General features: G+C 69.1%; 18 protein-coding genes and 5 pseudogenes. 12 read left to right on the forward strand and 11 right to left on the reverse strand.

What is annotated here, in order from left to right; genetic code table 11:
• Window positions 1–176 precede the first annotated feature (176 nt).
• The 6 genes from metC to AB0C46_RS02645 form a co-directional block, all read right to left on the reverse strand.
• Entirely contained in the window at window positions 177–1,367 is a 1,191-nt protein-coding gene (gene metC, locus AB0C46_RS02620; RefSeq protein ID WP_362825094.1) for a cystathionine beta-lyase, read from the reverse strand.
• Complete coding sequence (locus AB0C46_RS02625) at window positions 1,364–2,617, reverse strand: MFS transporter (protein ID WP_362825181.1); 1,254 nt, start codon at window positions 2,615–2,617, stop codon at window positions 1,364–1,366. The genes metC and AB0C46_RS02625 overlap by 4 nt, the downstream gene beginning before the upstream one ends.
• Window positions 2,617–3,486: a sulfurtransferase gene (locus tag AB0C46_RS02630; protein ID WP_362825095.1), complete on the reverse strand. Its 870-nt coding sequence runs from the start codon at window positions 3,484–3,486 to the stop codon at window positions 2,617–2,619. The genes AB0C46_RS02625 and AB0C46_RS02630 overlap by 1 nt, the downstream gene beginning before the upstream one ends.
• On the reverse strand, window positions 3,483–4,694 hold the full coding sequence (locus AB0C46_RS02635; protein ID WP_362825096.1) for an ATP-dependent carboxylate-amine ligase: 1,212 nt from the start codon (window positions 4,692–4,694) through the stop codon (window positions 3,483–3,485). Before AB0C46_RS02635 ends, AB0C46_RS02630 begins: the two co-directional genes overlap by 4 nt.
• Window positions 4,695–4,708: 14 nt before the next feature.
• A complete protein-coding gene (locus AB0C46_RS02640) occupies window positions 4,709–5,977 on the reverse strand; it encodes a radical SAM protein (RefSeq protein ID WP_362825097.1) in 1,269 nt (422 codons plus the stop codon).
• Window positions 5,978–6,112: 135 nt separating this feature from the next.
• Window positions 6,113–7,402, reverse strand: coding sequence for an ATP-grasp domain-containing protein (locus AB0C46_RS02645; RefSeq protein WP_362825098.1), 1,290 nt, complete (start codon window positions 7,400–7,402; stop codon window positions 6,113–6,115).
• A gap of 893 nt (window positions 7,403–8,295) precedes the next feature.
• Between AB0C46_RS02645 and AB0C46_RS02650 the strand changes: the two genes are divergently transcribed.
• The 6 genes and pseudogenes from AB0C46_RS02650 to AB0C46_RS02675 all read left to right on the forward strand — a co-directional run bounded on the left by AB0C46_RS02650 (window position 8,296) and on the right by AB0C46_RS02675 (window position 14,674).
• Entirely contained in the window at window positions 8,296–8,544 is a 249-nt protein-coding gene (locus AB0C46_RS02650) for a hypothetical protein (protein WP_362825099.1), read from the forward strand.
• The gene (locus AB0C46_RS02655; RefSeq protein ID WP_362825101.1) at window positions 8,537–9,634 is read left to right on the forward strand and encodes a response regulator; all 1,098 of its coding nucleotides are present in this window, start codon (window positions 8,537–8,539) and stop codon (window positions 9,632–9,634) included. The genes AB0C46_RS02650 and AB0C46_RS02655 overlap by 8 nt, the downstream gene beginning before the upstream one ends.
• 244 nt (window positions 9,635–9,878) lie before the next feature.
• Window positions 9,879–10,592, forward strand: coding sequence for a Clp protease N-terminal domain-containing protein (locus AB0C46_RS02660; RefSeq protein ID WP_362825102.1), 714 nt, complete (start codon window positions 9,879–9,881; stop codon window positions 10,590–10,592).
• A 567-nt stretch (window positions 10,593–11,159) separates the two neighbouring features.
• A complete protein-coding gene (locus tag AB0C46_RS02665) occupies window positions 11,160–12,530 on the forward strand; it encodes a hypothetical protein (protein ID WP_362825103.1) in 1,371 nt (456 codons plus the stop codon).
• A 337-nt stretch (window positions 12,531–12,867) separates the two neighbouring features.
• Window positions 12,868–13,014, forward strand: a pseudogene (locus AB0C46_RS02670) (GNAT family N-acetyltransferase); the annotation flags it as partial.
• A gap of 229 nt (window positions 13,015–13,243) precedes the next feature.
• Window positions 13,244–14,674: a cellulase family glycosylhydrolase gene (locus AB0C46_RS02675; protein WP_362825105.1), complete on the forward strand. Its 1,431-nt coding sequence runs from the start codon at window positions 13,244–13,246 to the stop codon at window positions 14,672–14,674.
• A gap of 78 nt (window positions 14,675–14,752) precedes the next feature.
• Here AB0C46_RS02675 and AB0C46_RS02680 read toward each other — a convergent pair.
• Together AB0C46_RS02680 and AB0C46_RS02685 are read right to left on the reverse strand one after the other, a co-directional pair.
• Window positions 14,753–15,839, reverse strand: a pseudogene (locus AB0C46_RS02680) (HAMP domain-containing sensor histidine kinase); the annotation flags it as partial.
• Window positions 15,836–16,498, reverse strand: a complete 663-nt coding sequence (locus AB0C46_RS02685; protein WP_362825182.1) for a response regulator transcription factor — start codon at window positions 16,496–16,498, stop codon at window positions 15,836–15,838. The pseudogene AB0C46_RS02680 and the gene AB0C46_RS02685, both read right to left, overlap by 4 nt.
• A 475-nt stretch (window positions 16,499–16,973) precedes the next feature.
• Between AB0C46_RS02685 and AB0C46_RS02690 the strand changes: the two are divergent.
• Both AB0C46_RS02690 and AB0C46_RS02695 read left to right on the forward strand, forming a co-directional pair.
• Window positions 16,974–17,648 (forward strand): annotated as a pseudogene (locus tag AB0C46_RS02690) (DedA family protein).
• A gap of 224 nt (window positions 17,649–17,872) precedes the next feature.
• The gene (locus tag AB0C46_RS02695; protein ID WP_362825106.1) at window positions 17,873–18,265 is read left to right on the forward strand and encodes a phosphatase PAP2 family protein; all 393 of its coding nucleotides are present in this window, start codon (window positions 17,873–17,875) and stop codon (window positions 18,263–18,265) included.
• A gap of 30 nt (window positions 18,266–18,295) precedes the next feature.
• Here AB0C46_RS02695 and AB0C46_RS02700 read toward each other — a convergent pair whose 3' ends face one another.
• Complete coding sequence (locus tag AB0C46_RS02700; RefSeq protein ID WP_362825107.1) at window positions 18,296–19,129, reverse strand: PIG-L family deacetylase; 834 nt, start codon at window positions 19,127–19,129, stop codon at window positions 18,296–18,298.
• 673 nt (window positions 19,130–19,802) lie between these two features.
• Window positions 19,803–20,015: a DUF6243 family protein gene (locus AB0C46_RS02705; RefSeq protein ID WP_362825108.1), complete on the reverse strand. Its 213-nt coding sequence runs from the start codon at window positions 20,013–20,015 to the stop codon at window positions 19,803–19,805.
• 101 nt (window positions 20,016–20,116) lie between these two features.
• Here AB0C46_RS02705 and AB0C46_RS02710 point away from each other — a divergent pair.
• Both AB0C46_RS02710 and AB0C46_RS02715 read left to right on the forward strand, forming a co-directional pair.
• Window positions 20,117–20,443, forward strand: a pseudogene (locus AB0C46_RS02710) (recombinase family protein); the annotation flags it as partial.
• 109 nt (window positions 20,444–20,552) lie between these two features.
• A pseudogene (locus AB0C46_RS02715) lies at window positions 20,553–20,633 on the forward strand (hypothetical protein); the annotation flags it as partial.
• A 213-nt stretch (window positions 20,634–20,846) separates the two neighbouring features.
• Here the strand turns inward: AB0C46_RS02715 and AB0C46_RS02720 are convergent.
• On the reverse strand, window positions 20,847–21,800 hold the full coding sequence (locus tag AB0C46_RS02720; protein WP_362825109.1) for an aminoglycoside phosphotransferase family protein: 954 nt from the start codon (window positions 21,798–21,800) through the stop codon (window positions 20,847–20,849).
• Window positions 21,801–22,329: 529 nt separating this feature from the next.
• Here AB0C46_RS02720 and AB0C46_RS02725 point away from each other — a divergent pair.
• Together AB0C46_RS02725 and AB0C46_RS02730 are read left to right on the forward strand one after the other, a co-directional pair.
• Window positions 22,330–22,665 (forward strand): hypothetical protein, encoded by a 336-nt coding sequence (locus AB0C46_RS02725; RefSeq protein ID WP_362825111.1) that lies wholly within the window; start codon window positions 22,330–22,332, stop codon window positions 22,663–22,665.
• Window positions 22,666–22,843: 178 nt separating this feature from the next.
• Window positions 22,844–23,716: a hypothetical protein gene (locus AB0C46_RS02730; protein WP_362825113.1), complete on the forward strand. Its 873-nt coding sequence runs from the start codon at window positions 22,844–22,846 to the stop codon at window positions 23,714–23,716.
• Window positions 23,717–23,721: the final 5 nt, after the last annotated feature.

The raw sequence follows: 23,721 nt of genomic DNA on the forward strand, positions 1-23,721 counted from the left end.
TCGGCCGGACTGAAGCAGCTGATCGGTCCGGTCCCGCTGCTCGTCCGTACGGTTACGCCCATCGCATCCCGAGCGCGGAGAGCTGCTCCAGCGCTCGGGTGTCAGTGTCGCGGCGCGGGACCGTTGGTTGCTGACCATGCTCCGAGCCGGACGCCCCCCCTGCCCGGGACGGAACGTCAGGGCCGGGTGTGGGCGGACAGGGTGGCCAGGCCCCGGGCCAGGTCCTCCTTGAGATCGTCGAGGGCTTCGAAGCCGGCGTGCACGCGCAGCAGGGGGCCGCGGCCCGTCCAGGTGCCGGGGAGGCGGTGGGTGACCGGATCGGCCGGCACGATCAGGCTCTCGTAGCCGCCGTAGCTGTGGCCGAGGCCGAACAGCCGCAGCTCGCCGAGGAGCGCGTCCACGGCGGGCTTGCCGGGACCGGGTTCGAGTTCGAGGCCGAACAGGCCCGCGGCGCCGGTGAAGTCGCGGCACCACAGTTCGTGCCCCGGGTCGCCCGGCAGCGCCGGGTGCAGCACGGCGCGCACCCCGTCCTGTTCGCGCAACCAGGAGGCGAGAGCGACGGCTTGCTGATGGTGCTGCCGCATCCGGACGCCCAGCGTGCGGAGCCCGCGCAGGCCCAGATAGACATCGTCAGCGCCGGCGCACTGGCCGAGCCGGATCGCCGTGGCGCGCACCGCGGGGTAGGTGTCCTCGGTGCACACGATGGCCCCGAGAATGCTGTCGGCGTGACCGGTGAGGTACTTCGTCGCCGAGTGCACGACGACATCGGCGCCCAGCTCCAGGGGGCGGTGGAAGGCGGGGGTGGCCCAGGTGTTGTCGATGAGGGTGACCACGTCGTGGGTGCGGCACACGCTCGTGACGGCCGGGACGTCCTGTACCTCGAAGGTCGTGGAGCCGGGTGACTCCAGACAGACGAGGCGCGTGGTGGGGCGGATCAGGTCCTCGATGGACTTGTCCACGCCGGGGTCGTAGTACTCCGCCTCCACGCCGAGATCAGCCAGCGAGTTGCAGAACTTGCGGGTGGGCAGATAGACGGAGTCGCTGACGAGGATGTGGTCGCCGGCCCGGACGAACGACAGGATCGCCGTGGTGATCGCCGCGAGCCCCGAGCAGGTGGCGACGGCGGCGTGCCCGCCTTCCAGATCGGTCAGTGCCGTCTCGAAGGCGCGGCCGGTGGGTGTGCCGAAGCGGCCGTAGACCGGCATCCGGCGTTTGAGGGGGTCGGCCTGCGAGGCGTCCAACGCGGCCACGTCCTCGTAGAGCACCGTCGAGGCGCGGTGGACCGGCGGGTTGACGTAGCCGTGCTGCTGCCGGGGGTCGGATCCGGCGTGCACGAACCGGGTCTCCATCGAGGGTTTGCCGGTCATGACACCACTTCCAGATCCGCCGTCTTGTCATGTGGTGCGGCCGCCGCGGTCCGGCGGCCGCCGAGTACCAGGGCGATGACTGCCGCGACGGCGCACTGCACGGCGACGGCGGTCCAGAACATGCCCAGGGCGTGTGCGCTTTCGTAGTGGGCGAAGAGGAGGCCGCCCACTACGCCGGCGAGGAGGCCGCCGACCCCCGCCGTCAGCCGCTGGACGCCGAAGGCGAAGGCCGGATTGCTGGGTATGCGGTCGACCATCTCCAGGTCACAGCGCAGGAAGAGGAAGACCTCGCCGAGGCTGAAGAGCACGGTGCCGCTCAGCAGGGCAGCGGTGTGTCCCAGCGACATCACGGCCGTCCCGGCGGCCATCAGGGCGAACGATCCGGCGACCAGGCGGCGGTAGTCGGCCCGCGCGATCCAGCCCGACAGCGGCGGCTGGAGCGCCACCATCATGGCGCAGTTGATGAGCATGGCCCAGCCGAGGATCTGGATGTTGTGGACGCCCGCGGCGTACAGGCCCAGGAAGCTCTGGAAGAAGAAATAGAGGTAGAAGGCGAGGGCCGTGAAGAGCACCGGCCGCAGGGCGCCGCGCAGTGCCTGGAGCTTCCCGGCAGGGGCGGGCCGGTCGGCCCTGCCGCCGCTCCGCGGGGTGTCCTGGCGGCGTGCGAGGGGCCGCATGGTGAGCTGGTGGGCCAGGGTGATCAGGCCGAACAGCGCCGCGGCACTGAGGAGCAGCATCACCGGATCGGCGTCTATCAGGACGGCGGCCAGCAGCGGCCCCAGCCCCATCCCGGCGTTGAGGGCCGCGCTGCTGACCCCGAGGAACAGCGGCCGCAGCTCGTCGGAGACGCAGGTGACGATGTACGCCTTGTTCGCCGGGAGGTAGAGCGCCGGCCCGGCGGCGACGAAGACCACCGCGGGGTAGGCGACCCAGGGGACCTGCACGGCCAGCCCCAGCAGGAGCAGACCCGTGGTCCGCAGGGCGAGGGAGCCGACCATCGTCCGCTTGAGGCCGAGCCGGTCCACGACCAGACCACCCAGGATGCTGCCGCCGAACTGGATGAACGTGGCGACGGCCACCAGTACACCGGCCAGTCGGACGTCCAGGCCCACCGCTTGGACCATCAGGACGCCGATGAACGGGGTGACCATGTAACTGCCGAGTGCGACCACGAAGGACAGCACGATCAGCGACTTGAGGCTCGACGACAGCCCCCTGAACGTCCGCCACTTGGCCGAGAGCGAGGACATCACGGCAGCGGCCCTCCACTCTGCGGACCGGTGACGGCCGGCCGGTCCGCGCGGGGCAGACCCCATTCGCTCCAGGACCCGTCGTACACGGCCAGGTCGTCGTATCCGGCCAGCTCGGCCCCCAGCGCCAGGATGCAGGCGGTGACGCCGGAACCGCAGCTGAAGAGCAGACGCCGACGCTCCCCGGCGAGCGGGGCGAACGCGTCGCGCAGCTGCGACGCGGAACGCATCCGGCCGTCCCGTTGCAGCTCGCCGAACGGCAGGTTGAGCGCTCCGGGCATATGGCCGGGACGCAGCCCCGGGCGGGGCTCGGCGACCGCACCGGCGAAGCGCTCGCGGGTGCGGGCGTCGAGGACTGCCGAGGCCGGATCGGTCAGGGCCGCGGCGACCTCGTCGCTGCCGACGATCAGGCCGGGACGCGGTCGTGCGGTGAAGTCGCCGGGCCGCGCGGGGGGCGCAGGTGCGCCGGTTTCCAGGGGCAGACCGGCTTCGCGCCAGGCGGGCAGGCCGCCGTCGAGCACGGCCACCCGGTCGAGGCCCATGGCCCGCAGCATCCACCATGCGCGGGCACTGGAGTAGAGGCCCGCCCTGTCGTAGACGACGACGGTGTCGCCGCCGTCCACGCCGAGCGCCCGCAGTTCCCGGGTGAAGTGCTCGGCACCGGGCATCGTGTGCGGCAGCGGACCGGAGTGGTCCGAGAGCGCGCCGTCGATGTCGAAGGGCCGCGCCCCCGGGATCCGTTCGCCGGCGTCGCGGTGCCCGCCGATCGAGGCGTCGAGCACCACCAGCCCGGGGGCGCCCAGACGCGGCGCCACCCAGTCCGTACCGACCAGCGGGCCCGGCAGGGCGCCGGGCACCGGCCCGCTCATCGCGTGCCTCCCGCGGGAGCGGGGGACCACTCGGCGCGGTCGGCGAACCAGGACGCCACGTTCTCCAGATTGACTGCCACGTCCTCCTCGGTGTCGCCGTCGACGACGTAACCGGCAAGGAAGAGCCCGGACTTGACCCCACCGTGGAACTCCTGGCCGACCGTGCCCGTGAGCGCGACCTCCTTGACGCACGACGGTTCGTCACCGGTGGGCAGATGGGTCAGTACGCCGTCCGACGGCGGGATGCACAGGGCGCCGGCGGGCCGGTACGCGGGGGTTCCCAGGGTGCTGGGGAGGCCGCATTCGGCAAACAGCCATTCCTTGTCGAGATCGATGCCGAAGGAGTGCCGGACCATGGCGCTGATCATCCCGCCGCCGGTCCGGCTGGCGATCTCGCAGAACACTGTCCGGTCGTCGGGGGTGATCCACAGCTCCGCGTGGAAGGCGGTGTGCGGTGGCGTGGGCAGCTCCGCCAGCACCGCCCTGGCCGCCTTGAGCAGCCGGTCGTGGACCGGGTCCTGGGGTGTCAGCGGGAGGTTGGCCACCCAGTCGTTCGCCCGGAAGGACAGGCAGTCGTTGAGGTAGCGGAAAGGGTGTGCGAACACCACCTCGCCGCCCACGACCAGCCCGTCCACGTGGTACATCTGCCCCGGTACGAACACCTCGATCTCGCTCGCACCGCGCCACGGGCGGGCGAGGTAGGCGTCCAGCTCCACCTCGTCACGGATGATGGCCGCTCCCAGAGAGCCGGACTCCGAGAGCGGCTTGATGACCACGGGATAGCCGTGCTCGGCGACGAACTCCAGGGCGGTGTAGGCCGAATCCAGGGGCCGGTAAGCGGGAATCTCCACCGGTCCGCCGACGAGATGGTGCTTCATGACCACCTTGTCGCGGAAGGCCAGGGCGCTCGCGGTCCGCTGGCCCGGCAGGTCCAGCAGATCGCGCAGCTGGGCGGCGCGCACCACGTCCGCCTCGGCGCGGGCGAAGACCGCCGTGACGGCGTGCTCGCGGGCCAGGCGCAGCGCCGTCTTCTCGACGAGCTGATTGGTGTCGTAGTCGTCGAAGGCGTGCACATGGGGCAAGTGGCCGTAGCCGGCCGCGAATTCGGTGGTGGTGAGGATGACCGGCACGATGCCGGAGCCGGCCAGCCAGCGGTCGTAAGGGGTCTTGGCATAGGGCGTCTTGGCGAAGACGAGGACGTGCGGCATGTGCGTGTTCTCCTTCAGCCCGTCGTCTCGACGAGAGGGAGCCGGCGGCGCGCGGGGACCCGGGAGACCAGCTCCTGCTCCTGGGCGAGTTCGCGGGCGAAGCAGCCGTCCTTGTAGGCGCCGGAGAGGCGCTTGGTGGTGAACGCCTCGATGGCCGCGTGGTCGAACTCCAGGTCGTAGCGGACGTCCTCGCCCCCGTCGGCGACCGTGCGGACGAGGATGCCCAGGTGCGGCTCGAAGGTGTTGACGCAGCCGACGATGTCACCGATCTTCTCGCGGCGGCCGTCCGCCGACTCCGACAGCACGCTTTCCTCGGTGGGGATGGCGGCGAACAGCTGGCGGCCGGCCCGGCACCAGCCGACATGGCCGGGGAACCCCATCGCCTTGATCCCGAAGGTCCCGAAGTCCTCACTCACGCCCAGCTGGAAGCCCAGCTCGACGTTCTCGTGCAGCCACTTGAAGTCGCGGTAGGCCTGCTCGATCTCCTCGTAGCTGAGCTGCAGTTCGGGGTGCCGGCCGCCGTGGTCGGAGAAGTTGTTGAAGCGGACCGTGTCGACGCCCAGCTGGTTGAAGTAGTGGGCGTAGCGCTCCAGGGACTGGCGGCCGTGGTTGTGCCGGCCGATGGTGACGCCGATGTTGACCCGGAAGGCATCCGACCGGTCGGCGTCCGCGGGAAGCGTGCTGCGGTAGTGGTCGTTGTAGTGGTCGATCCGGCGCAGCACCTCCTCGGTGTTCGCCCCGCTGAAGACGCCCTTGATCGGGTAGCTGCCGTCGTCGATGACGGCCAGGTTCTCGTCGATGACGCCGTGATAGGTGATGGAGATGGTGCCGTAGCCGTTGACCCGGGCGAGGTCGAGAAGCTCCAGGTAGTTGTCGGCGAGCAGCGGGCGGCCGCTGGTCCAGGCGTCGCCCTTCTCCATCGTCTCGGTGGGCTTGTGGTCGGATTCCTGTCTGAACTCACGGTTGTTGGCGGGGCCGTAGATGCGCATGAACTCGCCGTCGTACGCGAAGCTGTCCACGTACCGCGGGTAGACCTGATAGCCGTGCGACTGGAGGCCGGAGAGGATCCGCGGGCCCTCCTCCATGGCGAACGACTTGTCGTAGACCTTCTCGTAGTTGACGAACCAACAGTGCGTACATTTCTGTCCGCAGGTGTTCTTTCCGACCTTGGTGTCCAGGTCGAGGTAGATGTGGATCTCCTCGGGCTTGATCTCCTGGAACGGTGTCGTGAACGGCTCATCTCCGTGGAAGTCGTAGGAAATCGGCGTGTTGTCGACGGACATGGTTCCCCCAGGGCGTGGTCGAGTCGTGTGATGAGCGATGAACGATGAGCGAGGAGAAAGGTACGGCGGTGCTCGGCACCGGGGCGCCCTGCGGCAGGGCGGCCCCGGACCGGAGTGTGTGGGTGGTGGTGCGTCTTACGCGACGGGCGCGGGCTGTGCGGCGGTGTTCGGCGGGGCCGTGCTGCCGGGCGGAGCGGCCTCGGGCTGTACGGTGCAGCGGGCGTCCACGGCGGTGCGCGCCGCCGGCACGGTGACATCGGGTTGTGTGGTGACGATGGGCAGCGCCGTCAGCTCGGCCACCGCCGCCACGCACGCCACTGCGTCCGCGGCGGTGACGACGGCCGTGCCCAGGCGGTCGGTGGAGGACCTGAGCGGACGGACCGGATCGCCCGGCTCCACGGTGACCTCCCACTCCACGATCGTTCCGTGGACCAGTGATGGTGGTGGGGCGACGGCGGTGACCGTGCCGGGCGGTGCGGTGAAGAAGACGGTCGCGGCCGTGGCGGCCTCGGCCTGCCCACGCGGCACTCCCGCGCCGACCGCCCATCCGAGCGCGGCGACCCGCCAGTCGATGCCCGTGGTGAGCCGCACCAGATCGGCGATGCCGTCGCCACCGAGGCGGTTGTGCGTCTCGATCACGATGACACGGTCGCCGTCCACCTTGACCTCGGTGTGGCTCGGCCCGTCCGCCAGCCCGAGGGCGTCGAGCAGCTGCCCGACCGCCTCCTCGACCCGTGCCCGCCCGCGGGCGTCCAGCGCCGGCGGCGGCATCATGTGGCTGACCTCGACGAAGCCGCCCGTCGTCCCCTTCTGCGCGATGCCCACGACGGTGTGCCGGCCGCCGGTGGACAGCGTCTCCACGCTGAACTCCAGCCCGCCGACGAAGGCTTCGAGCAGAGTGCCGGCGGTCCGGCGGTCCACCGGCAGCTCCGCCGCACGGTTCACCAGCGCCACGGCATTGCTGCCGACGCCGCTGACGGGTTTGGCCACCACGGGGCTGTGCCCGGCGAACAGCAGGGCCACCTCCTCCGGGTCGCCGCCGGACGCGAAGGCCGGGTTCAGATGCGGCGCCTTCCGTTCGAGGATCCGTCGCATCTCCAGCTTGTCGCGGGTGCGCCGGACGACTGCGGGGGAGACCCCGCGCACGCCGAGCCGCTCCGCCGCCACGGCCGCCGGCTCCAGACCGAGCTCGGTGAGCGAGACGACGGCGGTGGGCGACAACGGCTTGAGCACCTCGTCGACGAACGCGAGGAAGGCCGGGCCGTCGTGGAAGTCGACGGTGTGCACCAGTTGTGTGTCCGGCGTCCGCCCGCCGTTCCGGTCGAGGGCCGGAGCCCCGGGCAGCTGTACATGAAGGAGATCACCGGGGAGAGCCTCAGCCGCTCGCGCGACCGTCGGATTGGCACCGATGACCACCAGGGTCACGACAAGGTCTTTCTGGTTTGCGTGCTGCGATACACGTCTGGCCCCCCGTTTTCTTCAGGTCCGGGAACACGTCCGCCGACGGCACCGGGACCACATGAACCGAGCCAACGCCAAAACGGGGGCCGCAGCGCACGACCGACCGTTCGAGTGGCGAGGCGATGACAAGGTCGCAGCGGTACTCCACCGCTGTCAACAGGCTTGCGTAAAGCTTGACTTGCCGGGAAGTCCGCTCTGACCTGCATCAAGTCCCATGCTTCACAGAATTGACTGAAAGCATGCGATGCCCGTCCCATATCCGCCCCTGACGTCTTCCAGCCGATTCCACCCCCCACCCCAACCCGCCCGGAATCGAGCGGCAGCACCTGGCGCAAGGCGCACTGCGCCAGGTCAGCACGCTGGGTGCGAAGGGCACCCGATGCCCCCTCCCGAGGGCTGCTTTCAGACAGGGCGTGACAGCCCCCTTGACGGCAGCCATCCGTCACTCCTTGGACGGTCACGACTTCAGGAACCGGAGAAGCTACGCAAAAGCACATGCCTGCGGTTCGCGAGGAGACGCAGTCCCTGTACGGCGAACGAGGGGCGGCGCCACCGTTGCGGACGACGGCAGCCTGGAGTTCCACGAGGCCGGGACGGGGCACCTGCGGACGGGCCCTGCTGCAACACCCATGGCGTTGCAGCTTGTTCTTGCAATGCCGGGCACGACATACGAACAACTGGCGCTTCAACTGGGCTTTTGGCGTTCGATTCATACGTGCAGTGAGAAGGCAACGCTGCGTGGCTCCCGCAACGGCTTCGCAACGCCTTCGCAACGGCTCATCAGCCGCCATGCTGGGCTCGCCGGCAGAGCACCGGCACAGCACCGCTGCACGCGGTCATAGCCAAAGGGGCCCGATGTGAAACCGTCGTTGCTGTCGCTGAGAGCAGTCGTGCTGCTCTTCCTCGGCTTGGTGGGCGGTGTCGTGACCGTGGCCTTATCGCTCCTGGCCGGTCACGCAATAGCTGAGAGCCTGCTGGGCGGAGTGGCCGGCACGGGCGGGGTGATCATCTTCCTCGATCGCATTGTCGCGACCGATGCGAACTGCACCCCTCAAGGCGCCCTGCCTCAAGCCGACGGGTCCGAAGAGGTTCACCGCCATGTCTGAGATGAACCCGCTCCCAGAAGAGCTGAGCGACGAAGCACGGGCTCTGGCCACCGCACTGCGGGAGCTCTTCCAAGGGCTGAACGTCTCCCTGCGCCGCTATTCCAGCAGACGGCATCGCAACGCGGCCACCTTCTCGCGCTACTTCAGCGGCAGAGCCGTCCCTCCCTGGGACGTGGTCATGGACCTGCTCGCCGACCTCGCCGAACACCGCGGCAAGCCGGCCACACAAGAGGCAATGGACCTGCTGCGCCGCTTGCATCAGGCAGCCATCGCCACCGCATCCTCCCCCAAGCACGCGGTGGAGATCCTCGAAAAGCAACTCGCGGACGCGGACCGCACAGCCCGCAGCACCACTGCGCACAGCGACGTCATCGGCGAAGCGCTGCTGGACCGTCAGCACCGCATCGCCGATCTCGAGGTCCGCCTCACACACCTGGAGTCCGCGTGGAGCGAGGAACGCGCACGAGCTGACGCTCTGGAGGCCCACGCCCCCGATATCGCCAACCTGCTGCGTGAACGTGACGCCCTGAGCTCCGAAGTCACCAGGCTCACGAACGAGCTGGAAGCGGTCCAGTTTCGGCACAGCCAGGCGGAGGAACGCTGCAAACTGTTGGAACGGCAGATCGACACCATCGAGGAACAGCGACAGGCCCCCCTCGAAACCACCGCTGGTGAACCCAACACGCCCTGCCTTCCCAAAGTGCTGGTGGTCGACGATCAGCCGGAGAACTTGCTTGCCATGACGGCAGTGCTGGACGGCTTGGACCAGGAGATCGTCGCTGTCTCCAGTGGCCGGGAGGCACTTAAAGCGCTCCTCGATCACGACGATTTCGCCGTTCTTCTTCTGGATGTCCAAATGCCCGAGATGGATGGCTACGAGACCGCAGCCCAGATCAAACGGCGCGCCCGTCACAGGGACCTGCCCATTATCTTCCTCACCGCGATGAGCATCGACGCCGAACACTCTGCCCGCGCTTATTCCGCAGGGGCCGTGGATTACATCGCCAAGCCGTTCGACCCCTGGGCCCTACGCGCCAAGGTCGCCGTCTTCACGGAAATCTTTCACGAACGACGCCAACGGGAACGTTGATCCCTGGGCGCAGTCAGCGAGGCGACTGTGACTGTGACTGCGACTGCTGTGGCCAATGGGCCGGTCGGGTCGCCGTGGTCGGCCGGCCGCCCCCGGGCAACCGCAACGACCGGGCTCCCGCTCTCCCCCCGTGCCTTTCCCACCCCAGAGACAGGGCGTGGGAATCCCTTACCGAGATGTCAACCACGGGTTGACGCGCGCTCGACTGTCAACCTAGGGTTGCCTCATGGTGGAACCAACTCAGATGAATAATCCCGTCCGCCTCGACGACCTCATCGAGGCGATCAAAAAGGTGCACGGCGACGCCCTCGAACAGCTCCAGAGCGCGGTCGTCGCCGCTGACCATCTCGGCGAAGTGGCCGACCACCTCATCGGCCACTTCGTCGACCAAGCCCGCCGCTCCGGCGCCTCATGGACCGAGATCGGCAAGTCCATGGGCGTCACCCGGCAGGCCGCCCAGAAGCGGTTCGTGACGAAGGACGAGCCGGCGTCCGACATGAGCCAGGACTTCGGCAGGTTCACCCCCCGGGCCAGGAGCGTTGTCGTCGCGTCCCAGAACAAGGCCCGCGAAGGTGGTCACGCGCAGATCGGCACAGGGCATCTCGTGCTCGGTCTGCTCGACGACCCGGAGGGGCTGGCCGCACGGGTGCTCGTCGCCCAGGGCATACAGCTGGAGGCGGTCGCAGAGGCGGTGGCCGAGGCGCTGCCGGAGCCCTCCAGTGACCCGTTGCCCGCCCTCGTGCCCTTCGATGCCCGCGCGAAGAAGGTCCTTGAGCTCACCTTCCGCGAGGCGCTGCGGCTGGGCCACAACTACGTCGGCACGGAGCACCTGTTGCTGGCGCTGCTGGAGCAGGAGAACGGCGAGGGCGTGCTCAGCGGGCTCGGCCTCGACAAGACGCACACGGAGGAGTACGTGTCGGCCGCCCTGACGGAGATCCGGGAGAAGCTCCAGGAGTAGCAGTGGCGCATCGGCCCGCCCGTCCCCGGCGGGCGGGCCTCCCAGCAGTGAAGGGCCCGCCCGCCAGTCCCTCGACCTGCGTCTCCAGCCGCAAGCGCCCTTTGTGATCAATGTCGTCCGGGTTGGTGGAGAGATCGCGGTCACCGTCACCGGGATCGACCGAGAGCGACGGAGGCTTGTCCTCTCCCGACGGCAGAGCTCATCCGGCCGGCAATAGGCCATGGTTGCGGCCGACCGGCAGGCCCCTTGAGCCCGCAATGAGATGTTGCAGCAGCCGGCCCCCTCGCCGGACCACATGTCCTGAGTCGGCGGTGCTGCCGCCGGCCGTCTACAACCATTGGCCCATGTGGTGTGTCGTGTGTGGCGAGTGATGCCGGCATCGACGCCGGCGAGGGACGGCTGTGGCCGAGCACATGGCGAAGCTGGCCATCTCACCTTTCGGATCAGGGAGTTCCGTTGCACAGAACCGCTGCGTTATCCGCCGTGCTCACCACGGTCGCCGCTGCCGTCTTGGTCTCAGGTCCGGCATCGGCAGCCGCGCCTTACAAGGGTGCGAATACAGCGGCGGTGCAGGAAGACTTCAATGGCGACGGATACCGCGATCTGGCCGTGGGGGCACCGGGTGCGGCCAACGGCGCGGTGGAAGAGGCCGGCGCGGTGGTGGTGCTCTACGGGTCCGCCTCCTCGGTGAGTCCCGCCCGGCGCGCCGTGATCACTCAGGAAAGTCGGGGGGTGCCGGGTGAGCCGGAAGCGTTCGACGGTTTCGGCGCGTCGGTGGCGAGTGCGGACATCGACCGCGACGGCTATGCGGACCTGCTGATCGGTGCGCCTCACGAGGCCGTGGACGGCAAAGACGCCCGCGGTTCGGTGACCGTGGTGTGGGGTGGGCCATCCGGGCTGACGGGTGGTGCGACGATCAATCCGGTCGCACGGTTCGGCCAGAGCCAGACCCACTGCGGCTTCGGAATGGGCCTGGCCACAGGAGACATGAACGGTGACGGAACCCCGGAAGTGACCGTCGCATCGCGCTGCGAAGGCGCCTCCTACTCAGGGCCCTTCAGCCGTACCGGTCAGGCCGCCTCGCAGTACCGCGAATGGCGCTTCGGCGCACGCGGGGTGGTCATGGGCGATGTCAACGGCGATGGCCGGGCGGAGCGGTTCTGGCTGCCCGGACCGACCGACGGCGACTACCGCGGCCCTGTCCTCCTCGATCGTGGCCCGGTGGTCTCCTCCGACCCCACCAAGAACTGGCCGGTCAAGCTGCCCTCTGCCGACGGTCACACCGGCCGGATCGGGGATGTCAACGGCGATGGCTACGGCGACTTGATCACCGGCATCGCGGAGGACGGAACCGTCGACGGGGAGCGTGGCGCCCACAAGGGAGGCGAGATTGAGGTCCTTTACGGCAGCGCCCACGGCATCACCGTCGATCAGCAACCCCGCGTCTTCCACCAGGACACCCCCGGCATCCCCGGCGCCGCGGAATTCGCTGACCGCTTCGGGCAGTCACTGAGCACCGGCGACATCAATGCCGATGGTTACGACGACGTCCTGGTCGGCGTGCCCGGCGAGGCCATCGGCGACCGCGCCTTCGCCGGCGGCGCCGTCGTCCTGTACGGCTCCGCTGCCGGCCTGACCACAGACAAGTCCACCGCCTACTCCCAAGACACCCCCGGCATCTCCGGAAATGCCGAAGCGGACGACGTATTCGGCAGCGCCGTTCACCTCGTCGACCTCAACAAGGACGGCAAGGCGGAATCCGTCGTGGGCACTCCCGCCGAAAACAACGACGGCTGCATCTGGATCGCCCGCGGCACCCCAAGCGGCCCCGCCACCAACGGATCGTCCAGCCTCTGCGGCACAGCCACCGGCCTCACTCTCCGCGGCCCGCACGGCCTCTTCGGCGCCGCCCTACCCGGCGCCCAGGTCACCTTCTGAGAACATGTCCTGGTGACCTGTGTCGGAGATTCGTCGGCAGTAGCGACTTGTCGAGGACCTCGTCGGCGGACTTGGCCCAGATGACGGGGCGGGGGCGCTCGTTGCAGTCGGCGAGCCAGGTCCGGATGTCGCGTTCGAGTGCCCCTCGGCGCCCCGCAGGCCCGCCAGGTGGCCGATCGCTGGCACCTGTGGCACAACTTCGGCCAAACAGCAGAAACGGTGTGTCTCCCAGCACCGCACGTGTCTGCGCGCGGCCCCGCCGACGGCAGAACCTGTGGAGGAGCCGCCGGCCGAGGAGAGCCCTGCTTCACCATGGCCCACCGACAACGCCTCCCTCAACGCGTTGATCCTGGACACGGTGGTCGCCCAGCATTTCCGGTCGAGAGGAGTCGGAGCCGCGCTCATCGCAACTGCGGCCGAAGAAGCCCGCGCCGCGAAGTGCGAGTGGCTTCACGTCGACTTCGAGGAGCACCTGCGCTCGTAGGCGCGGGCCGGGCGCCGCGAAGAGCCCGAGGAAACCCCCCAGCGAAGGCCTTGAGGAAGACCCAGGCGAAGACCCTGGGGAATCCCACGGCGATGACGCCGGGGAAGCCCTTGAAGCGGGAAGCCCCGCCAACTCCCGTGAACCCCTGGGAACTTCACCCACCCGCCAGTAGCATCCGGCCGGCCAGTAGCACGCTGCCCAAGCAGCCTCCCTCGAAAGGGGCTCCTGCATGCGCTTGACCTCCCGCGTCGCCCCCGCCGCCCTCGCCGTGGCCGCCCTCCTGCTCGGCGTCCTCCCCGCGCAGGCCCAGGCCGACCCCAACCGCGCCCCCGACCGCTTCACCGACCGGGTCACGGTCGGTGACCGCACCTTCATCGCCGACGGCCAAGGCCGCGCGCTCCAGTGGCGCGGCTTCAACCTCGCCGACAAGAACAGCCGAGGCGCCAACGCGTTCGCCGACATCCACGAGAGCGACCTCAAGGACATGGCCGCCCGGGGCTTCAACCTCGCGCGCCTCGCGTTCTTCTGGGACGACCTCGAACCCACCCCCGGGCACTACGACCGCGGCTACCTCACCAAGATGCGCCGCATCCTCGACTGGGCCAACCGCTACCACATCAAGGTCATCCTCGACGCCCACCAGGACGTATACGGCCCCCACTTCGGCTCCCGCGGCGTCCCCGACTGGGCCACCCGCGACGAGGGGTTGCCGTTCTGGCCGATACCCGACGACTGGTTCTCCGAGTACTTCGAGCCATCCGTACAGACCGCCTTTGACCACCTGTACAAGGACGCCGACCTCCGTACCGCGCACGCTCGCATGTGGCTGACGGTCGCCTCCGCCCTGGGCAGGCACCCGGCACTACTCGGCTACGACCTGATGAATGAGCCGTTCGCGAAGTTCCTCGAAGGCGAAGACCTCCCCGCCGCCGCGGCCCGCTTCGAGGCCACCGAGCTCACCGAGCTGTGGAACCGCCTTGCCCAGGCGATCCGCCTGGTCGACCACAGGTCGTGGGTATTCGTCGAACCAACCGTCATCGTCGGTCTCGGCGTGCCCACCCAGCTGGGCCACATCGACGACCCGCACGCCGGCTACGCGCCGCACTTCTACGAGACCGGGATGGAAACGGGCGCCGACTACGACCCCAACGGCACCTTCATCCCCGCCTTCGAGGCCGCGATCAGCGACTACCCGATCCGTCACCGTATGCCGGTGATCGTGGGGGAGTGGGGCGGCAACCCCTACGTTCCGCACGCAAGCCAGTTCGTCACCGACATGACGGCCTCCCTGGACCGCTTCTCCAGTGGCTGGACGTGGTGGCAGTGGTGCCGGGGCGGCGGCTACTGCTTCCTCGACCAGACGGGCGCCGCGAAGCCCAACGCCCAGCTGCTCGTCCAGCCGTACGCGCGGGCCGTCGCGGGCGACCCGCTCAAGTTCGCGTACGACCCGGCCACACGCACCTACACGCTCACCTTCCGCACCCGCGACAACGCAGAGGGACCCACCCGGATCACCGTGCCCAGGGACACGTACCCAGGCGGCTACCGCATCGATATCCAAGGCAGCAAGGCCAGTTGGGACGGCCACGGCCAGACCGTCACCGTGAGCACCCACGGCAGGTCCGGAGCCACCTACAGGGTCACGATCAGCCCGAGGTAGCCCACCCGATGCGCTCGGGGGCTGCGGCCCGCGGCCCCCCATCACTGAAGAAACGCCTTCTCCACCAGTGACCGGGCGCCCGGCGTCATGGGTCACCTCACCGCCGGCGGAGCGGGCCAGGCGTCGCGCCAGCGGCAGCCCCAGGCCCGCTCCGCCGTGTCCGTCCTCGGGGTCGGCGCGCTGACCCGGCTGGAAGAGGCGCGCGGTGAAGGCGGCCGGGACGCCGGGCCCGTCGTCGACGACCGCCACGCGGATGCCGTCGTCCGCCGGCGAGACCCGGACGGCGACCCGGAAACGGGCGTAGCGCAGGGCATTGTCGAGGAGCGGGGCGACGATGCGCTCCAGCAGTGCGGCGGGCACCCCGGTCACCAGGGTGTCCGGACCGGACACCGTGAGCGTGGTCTTCCCCGGGGTGTCGAGCCGGGCGGCGAGCCGGCGCAGCACGGACATGACGTCCGCCGTGCCGGGGACGGTGTGTGCGCCGGCCCGCGTCGTCGAGGACGGTCTCGCAGATGGTGCGCATGGAGGTGGCAGCATCGGCGATGGAGACGTGCGTGGCGCGGGTTTCGGCGGGGGAGCGGGGGCGGGCCTGCCACCAGTCGAGTTCGGCGGTGATCCGCGCCAGGGGGTTGCGCAGCTCCTGGGAGAGCTCCCGGGTGAGCTGCTGTTCGTGGCGCAGCACGGCACGGATCCGGTCCAGGAGTTCGTCCAGCGAGGCCCCGAGCCGGGTGAGTTCGGCGGGGCGGTCCCCGGCGCCGAAGCGCTGTTCGGAGGCGACCACGCTCCACCGGGTGGCCTGCTCCGTCATCGCCCGCACGGGCCGCAGGGCACGTCCCACCGCCAGCCGGGTCAGGACGTAGGTGCAGGCCAGGACGGTGGCATCGAGGGCGAGGGAGGCGATGAGCAGGGTGTCGGCCGAGTCGCGGTAGGGCGCGAGGTCCATGGCGGTAACGACGACGGCTGCGGGCCCGGGGCCCTGGGCCGTGCGCAGTTCGTCGTCCGCCTGCTGTTGGAGGCGATGGCGAACGACCGTGTTGAAGACGACGGTGAGGATCACCATCACCAGAGCGGCAGTGGTCAGCGCGATCAGGGACAGGCGGCCCCGCAGCGTACGGGGGCGGCAGTGGGCGGCCAGAGCGGCGAGGAGGCCGGGGACGGTACTCATGACAGCCGGTGTCCGATCCCGCGGATGGTACTGATCGTCAGGCCGCTGCCCGCACCCCGGATCTTGCGGCGCAGCCGGCTCAGGTACTGGTCGAGGGTGTTGTCGCTGACCTGCGCGCCCTCCGGCCAGCCGGCCCGGACCAGCTCCTTTCTGGGTACCACCGCCCCCAGGCCGGCCATCAGCCTGGCCAGCAGACGGAACTCGGTGGGCGTCAGCGCCACCTCGGCGTCCCGTACGCACAGGCTGTGGTGCACCGGGTCGAGGACCAGGTCCCCGGCGGTCGTCGGAGCGGCGGCCCCGGAGCGCTTGAGGGCAGCACGCAGTCGGGCCGCGAGTTCGGCGAGGTGGAAGGGCTTGGGGAGATAGTCGTCACCCCCGGCGGAGAACCCGCTGAGGCGGTCGTGGAGTTGGTGGTGTGCGGTCAGGAAGACGACCGGGCTGAAGAACCCCTTCGCTCGCAATGCTTGGCACACGTCCCGGCCGTCCGCGTCCGGAAGCCCCACGTCCAGCACCACTGCATCCACGCCGTCGCCGGCCAGCCGCAGGGCGGTGGCACCGTCCTGGGCGGCCAGCGTTTCGAAGCCCTCGTCGCGCAGTCCGCGCACCAGCACGTCCCGCACGGCGTGGTCGTCCTCGACGACCAGGATGGTGAGACGCAACATATTCACCTCACTGGTTCAGGCGCTCGTCCCGGGGTGCAGCGCGGGTCAGCAGTGCGCCGGCAGGCCGACAGCCGACGGCAGCGGCCTACAGCGCCCGTGGCGGACACGGCGTGGACGTCCGGATCCCGCGGCTTCCCCCAGACCGACTGTGGACAGGTCGGTGTTGTTGTGGTCGCGCTGCGGGGGCGGCCGGGTGACCACGCCTCCAAGCGACTACAACCGGGTAGACCGTCTACTGCACTGTAGACGAACACCTGATACAGAGACACCGGCCACCGCGGCCCAGAGTGTGGCCAGCACGCTCGCTTCCAGTTCTCCGGGCGGGCGGCGATCGCCGCGCTCCTCAGTCATGGAATGACATCTCATGGCAGCGTCTACAGTTGTGTAGACAGACTGCATTGCTGTAGACCGTCTTCGGTGGTCCGCTGTCCCACGCTCTCTGGAAGGAGTCTGGCGTGCCCTTGTACCCGCAATTCTGCGCCGTGCCGCACCTGGCCGGCTCGCGGTCAACGCCCTGGACGCCGGGTCGCTGCTGACCGCCTTCGGCGCGCTGGGTGTGGCCGCCGTCCTCTTCGCCGAGACCGGTCTGCTCGTCGGCTTCTTCCTGCCCGGCGACTCCCTGCTGTTCACTGCGGGCCTGCTGTGAGTGCCCGGCGGAGCGGGGGTGCACCTTTCGCTTTGGCAGGTTCTCCTCGCGGCGGTCGGCGGGGCGCTGGCCGGAGCTCAGGTGGGGTACTGGATCGGCCGCCGGGGAGGCCGGGCGATCCTTGCCCGCAGTCGGTCCCGGCATCTGCACGAGGGAGCCGAACGCGCCGAGGTGTTGCTGGCGCGGTACGGGCACGCCAAGGCCATCGTCCTGGCCCGCTTCGTCCCTGTCGTCCGCACCGTTCTCAACCCCCTGGCCGGCGCGCTCGATGTCCCGGCGCGGGTCTTCATCCGCTGGCAGGCCATCGGCGGCCTCGTGTGGACCGTGGGCCTGGTGCTCGCCGGGTGCGGACTCGGATCCTCCATCCCCAACGTCGACCGCTACTTGCTGCCCCTGGGCTCCCTCATCGTCCTCGTCTCCCTTCTCCCCCTTGTGCGAGAGGTCCTGCGGAGCCGCCGCTCCCGCCGTGACCGGAGCGTCGCCAGCGGAGATGCGCGATGAGTCGCCTGCCCCCTTCCGCAGCCCCGGGCTTCTCTGACAACGGTCTCTACACCGGCGTGACACGCCTCGCTCACCACACATCGCCGCGATGGACTCGGTGATCTCCGTGTGGTCCGCATACGGACTCGGGCTGTTCGCCCTCCTCATGATCGTCGCGTGGTGGCGGGCGCGCACGGCCGGACGACCGCAACTGCCCGTGCTGGCAGTGCCGGCTGTGGTCGTGCTTGCCCTTCCTGGCCGGTGACGTCGTCAAGGGCTGGGTGAACGAGCAGCGGCCCTGTCAGGTTTTGCCCGTCGCGCCGCTGGATGCCTGCCCGGCACCGGGTGACTGGTCGTTCCCCAGCAGCTACGCGGTGATCGCCGCAGCGGCGGCTGCCGCCCTGTGGAGTGTCGACCGCCTGCTGGGGTGGATTGCCGCTCCGGCCGCTCTGCTCATGGCTGCTTCCAGAGTCTGGATCGGCGCACATTACCCGCACGATGTCCTTGCCGGTCTCCTGGCCGGTGCCGTTCTCGGCGCCTTGCTCACCCACGTGACCAAGCGGATTGCCGCCCGTAACGCGCTGGGCCGTGGTCCCCGACGGGTGCTGATGCGCTCGATTGCGCCGTGCGGCCGATGAGCTTTTCCGGGTCTCGGCCGGACGGGTGGATCAGCGCAGTCCGGCGAAGAGATCGTTCTCGGGTACGGCCGCGCCGGTGGCGTCCTTGACACGTACGAAGGTCTCCATTCCCATCAGCTCGCCGAACTTCTCCTTGCCCATCTTGAGGAAGAAGATGTTCTCGCCCTGACTGGCGTGTGCCGCCAGCGCATCGAACTTCTGACCGCTGAATGCGGTGGTGTCCACCCACGTGGTGATCTCATCGTCGGGAAGGCCGATTTCGGCTATCGCGGCGGCCTCGGCAGGATCCGGCTCCGGCATGTCCTCATGAAACTCGCGCATGGTCTCCCCGAACCGCTGCATCGTCGAGCGGGGCATCGTCGTCCAGTACACCTTCGGTGTCAGCGCGGTCATCTCCAGCGCCGCCATCGTGATGCGGTGGGCCTGGATGTGGTCGGGGTGGCCGTAGAAGCCGTTCTCGTCGTAGGTGACGACCACATCGGGTCGGTAGTGCCGCATGAGTTCCGCAAGTCGGGCGGCGCCTTCCTCCACGGGGGTCTGCCAGAAGGATCCGGGGGCGTCGTTGCTCGGCCAGCCGATCATCCCGGAGTCGGCGTAGTCCAGCGTTTCCAGATCGCTGATCTTCAGGGCTTCACAGCTCGCCTGGAGTTCTTGACGGCGCATCAGGGCGACGGCCGCCGGATCGTGCCCGGGATCGCCCGGCTTGACACCCCCCGGTCCGTCACCGCAACCGCCGTCGGTACACGTCACGAGAACCGTGCGGATGCCCTCCGCCGCGTAGCGCGCCAGGACCCCTCCGGTTCCGGTGGCCTCGTCGTCGGGGTGGGCGTGTACTGCCATGAGCGTCAAGGGCCGGTCAGTCATGAAACAGTCCTCCTGCAGAAATACGTCTTGTTCCGAGATCGCGGCGGGCGTACCGCGAACCTGGGCCCGGATCCTGGTGGGGCGGACGGCCTTGTGGTCTCCGTGTTCCCCGCCCGTGCGGCGCCGGTCCCTCGGTCGATGCAACCGTGCCGGCCGGCCGGCTGTTCCCGGCGCGGACGTGGCCTTCCAGGCTTCGGGTTTCAACGCGCACGAGGTACCGGCGCGACCTGCCGTCCTGCCGCACTGCGTCTGGCGTGTGGTGGGTTGCTGACCAGCGCGGTTGCCAGGCCGTTGAGACCGACTGTGACCAGCGTTTTCAAACGACCTGGCTTTCGCGGACGTCTCGTTCGCGATGGATCACTGGAGCGCCGCCAAAATCGCCAACAGTACCCGCCGGAGATCGCCGTTCTCCATGATGCTGCGATGTGAAAAGCCCCGAACTCGCCCTCACCGCCTCGGATCTGCACGTGGTGAGGTGCTGTGCAAGGTGCATCTTTACCTGTACGCGGTGCTGAGCTGCACTGTTGATGGGGAGTCGAACGCCCGGGTTGCTGAACGGGGCCGGCCGCGCCCGGTACGCAGCAGAGGGCCGGTACGGCAGCAGGGCCCGGACCGCGCGTCGCGGTCCGGGCCCTGCCCCGTGCGGTGCCGCCCTGCGGCGGCGCGTCAGGCGTCAGCTCTGTGCAGTGTCGCCGTCGCCCGTCTGCCCGGCGCCCTCAGCTGCGCCTGCCTTCTCGCGCATCTTGCGCACCAGCTCCGCCTTCTGGTCGGCGGCACCCTGGCGGTCGAGGTTGCGGTGCGGACCGTTGTTCTGCCGTTCGGCGCGGGACAGCCTCTTGCGCTGGCCGCCGCCCATGCCCACGGGGTTGTTGATGTTCTTGCTCACGGGTTCTCCCGGAATGATGTGAAGTGATCTACGGATTCATCGGTGGGGATGGGCGCGGCGACGTCGAAGGACGTCAGCAGGGGCCCATCACGCTCTCACTCGTGAATCGGCGTCTGGAAGAACATGACAAAGAGATTACCCGGTTCCGTCGGCCCCGCACACCAAGTTTTTCGCCGCCCCTGGCGGCACTCCCCGCGTCCGCAGCCGGCGCCCGGATCGGATACGCCCGGCTATCCACCAAGGGCCAGCTGCTCGATCGGCAGATCGCTGCCCTGGAGGCTGCCGGATGTGCGCGGATCTTCGCCGACAAGAAGTCCGGCAAGAACGCGGAGCGCGAGGAGCTGTGGGCCGCGCTGGACTACTTGCGCCCCGGGGACACCCCCGTCGTCCCGGCCCTGGACAGGCTCGGTCGCTCGATCCAGGACCTGATCTCCCTCGTCGGCGGGCTTCGGAACGAGAGATCGGCTTTCAGAGCGTGCACGAAGCGCTGCCGCCTCGACAGTCGACGCGTTCTCATCACGCTCGGCACGGCCGTTGGTGATTCTGACCCGCAACCTGGCCAAAGACGTCTACCGTCATCGATTCACTGTTGCCCACGAACTCGGTCACCCGATGCTGCACGGCGATGCCACCGGCGACAGCAGGCAGGAGCGCGAAGCGGACACATTCACGGCGAGCAGAACCTACCAACGCCCCCGCGCGCTCGACGGGCAACCCGGATTCGCCCCCGAGCCCGTCAGCAGCTACACAGGCGAGCAGCCCACTCTGCTTGCCCAGGCATTCGACCTGGCGGTGCAGGAGACTGGCTTGAGCACCCCGGACCGCCTTGACTCAGCCCAGCGCGTCCATCAGGGCGGTGACGTAGGCATCCAGCCGCTCCTCCACGGCTCGCGTCGTCAGCTCTTTCCTCCCCGCCTCCCGCCATGGCTGCGCCACCAATTGCACTTCTTCTGAGAACGCCAGCCCGTCCCGCACCCGCCAGTACAGCCGCTCGCTCGCGGCCGCGGCCAGCACCCCGCCGGCCTCCTCATACGCCTCAGCGAACCGCAGACCCCACGCCGGGCCGTGCAGCAGCGCGAGATTGGTGGAGCAGTGCGCCACATCGAGGTCCGCCGGGCCCCAGGAGCTCTGTGCCCAGTCGACGACGCCGGTGATCCGGGCACCTGCCGGGCTTGGGGGCGGCACGTCGAACAGCACGTTGCCGGGTTGGAAGTCCCGGTGCAGGAATCGCCCTTCATAGGGCGGCGCGGGCCTGCGGATCACGTCGATCGCCGCGGCCCATGCCGCCGCGTCGGCACCCTTCGGAGTCACGACGGTGTCGGCGGTCGTCCACTCCACATACTGCCGGGGCCGCTCGGCGGGTCGCAACGCATGGATCGCCACGAGTTGACAGGCCAGCAGAGGAATGCGCGTCTCCAGTCCCTCATCGGCGAGGACCGTCCGGCCCGCCAGGTGCGTCATCAGGAGCGACGGATACTCGCAATGCGCGCCGGTCGGATCAACCGCGACCAGTCCAGGAGCCGGCACGCCGGTCCCCGTGAGCAGGGTCAAGGCGCCGGCCTCCCTGTTCAGCCAGTCTTCGGCGTGCTCCACGTTGACGAAGGTCCGCAGCACCAAGTCGCGGGTACCTCCGCCCCGCGTGCCGACAGTCAGCCGCCGCATTTCGGCGGTGATGCCGCCCTGCAGCGCCTCGGTTCTGACGATCCGTTCGCCGACCTCCAGGTGCCGGCTCACCCAAGCCAGGGTCAACGGTCGGACAGCCGCCGCATCATCGTGGTTGGTCACCGCGCCACCCCATCATCCGGACGACGGCGCGCGCAAAAGCTTTCGTTGGAGGCGATGGCACATGGCACAGAGTTCGGGCATGCCCTGAGGCATGCCCCGCTTGTGACTGCAGTGGTAAGCACCCCGCTGCTGATGGGTGTTGAGGACTGCCGGCACGTCATGCCCCCTGCTGCGCGTCCTACCGTTTCCCCTACCGCCCCCCCCTCTACGCCGCCCTCCCGAGACTCAGGGGATAAATGGCAGGTCAGAGTGCCTGGCAAGCGGTCTCAGGCACTTCGGCAACCCTCCTTCCCCTCTCCTTGTCAGTGGTTGGTGTTAGTGAGTTGGGGGTGGGGTGTCGGGTCCGGGTCGGGCTCGTGGCCGCAGGGCCGAGCGGACGCACCGGGCGTGACCGGAGCAGTGGAGAAGGGGGGACAGTGGGCGGGACGAAGCGTCGGCCGTACGGCTCGACGGCCAAGACGCGGCAGGTGGTCCTCGCCGCGCTGGGCGTGGTGAAGGTGGCGACCGCCGAGCAGCTCCGTCAGCTGATGTGTCCGGGCACGGCCGGCCCGCAGACCGTCCGCAACGGCTGCCTCGATCTCGGGCGCGACGGCCTGGTGGAATCCCTGGCTCGGGCATCCACACCAACGCCGCGGGCAACCTGGTCAGCGAGAAGCTGTGGAACCTGACCGGTCCCGGTCTGGAGGCCGCGGCCACGGTGCTGGACCGGCCGGTGCGGGAGCTCGGCGGCACCGCCCGCGGAGCCGCACGCCCCGGCGCCAAGCACGCGGTGAAGGCCACCGACACCATCACCGCGTTCCTGCAGACCCCACCCGAGCCGACCCGCCCCGCAACGCTCGTCTGCTGCCGCCGCCTCACCAAATGAATCGACGTCTAAGAACCGGCACGGATCCTTCACCACGTGAAAAGTCGCAACCGCCCGGTGACTGTGACCGTCTGGCAAGAAGAGGCCGGACGTCATCAAGAATTGAGTAGTTATGGTTGATTCCCCGAGGCCGCAGGCGGACCCGTCCTGCGGAGACAGCTCCCCGCCCTCTCACACGGTGGCAGGCTCTCGCGGGGGCCCGGCGGAGCCGGACTTCCCCGGACCGTCTGATGCCCGTCCCAGGCCACGCCGTAACGGCAACGGTCTCGGTACTGCAGCCGTCACCCTCGCCGCTCTCGGCCTCTTCATCCTGGCGTTTCTCGGCGTCGTCGGATCGACCGGACCCGCCCGGGTCCTGTTTTGGGCGGCGGGGATCCTCGTCGCCACCGCTCTGGCCCTGGGAATACTCGGGGCCCGACAGGTGAAACAGGGTTACGCCGGCAATCGGGGCAGGTGCCTGATCGGCGCGGTCCTTGGGGGACTGGCCACCGTGTGGTGCCTCAACGGCGCCGTGGCCGCCACCAATCTCTTCCACCACGTCTCGTGCCAGGCAGACCAGGTGCAGACGAAATCCGCATCGGAGGCCAAGCCCGGCACCTCGCCATCCCCGACGACGGGGTTTCACACCACCTGGTGCTTCAAGAATGGGGTGCAGGCGACGGTCTCAGCACCCACGCCGTACACCCCCCGCAAACTGAAGGACGGCTCACAAAGCGGCACCCCAGGGGATAAGCGGACACTGGCCGCGCAGGTCACGATCCGCAACGGCTCGACCAACATCGTGAACCTTGAGGAGTTCCTCGGCATCGGCGCCAAGGACGCCAACGGGAAGATGGCCGACCCCGTCTTCGACGGTGAAGAACATTCCAGCAGCGTAGGTAAAACGCTGCTGCTACCCGGAATGACAAAGGTGATCACGCAGGGGTTCGCCCTGCCCCCGAGCGCGGCGAAAAGCATGGCGGTAGAGGTGACTCTCAACCTGCCCGCAGACAGAAAGGGACTGTGGAGCGGTCCGGAAGAAAGCGCATGGTGGAACGGCCGCGTGCGCTGAACCAG

The organism is Streptomyces sp. NPDC048637, assembly GCF_040650675.1.
Lineage (GTDB): Bacteria > Actinomycetota > Actinomycetes > Streptomycetales > Streptomycetaceae > Streptomyces.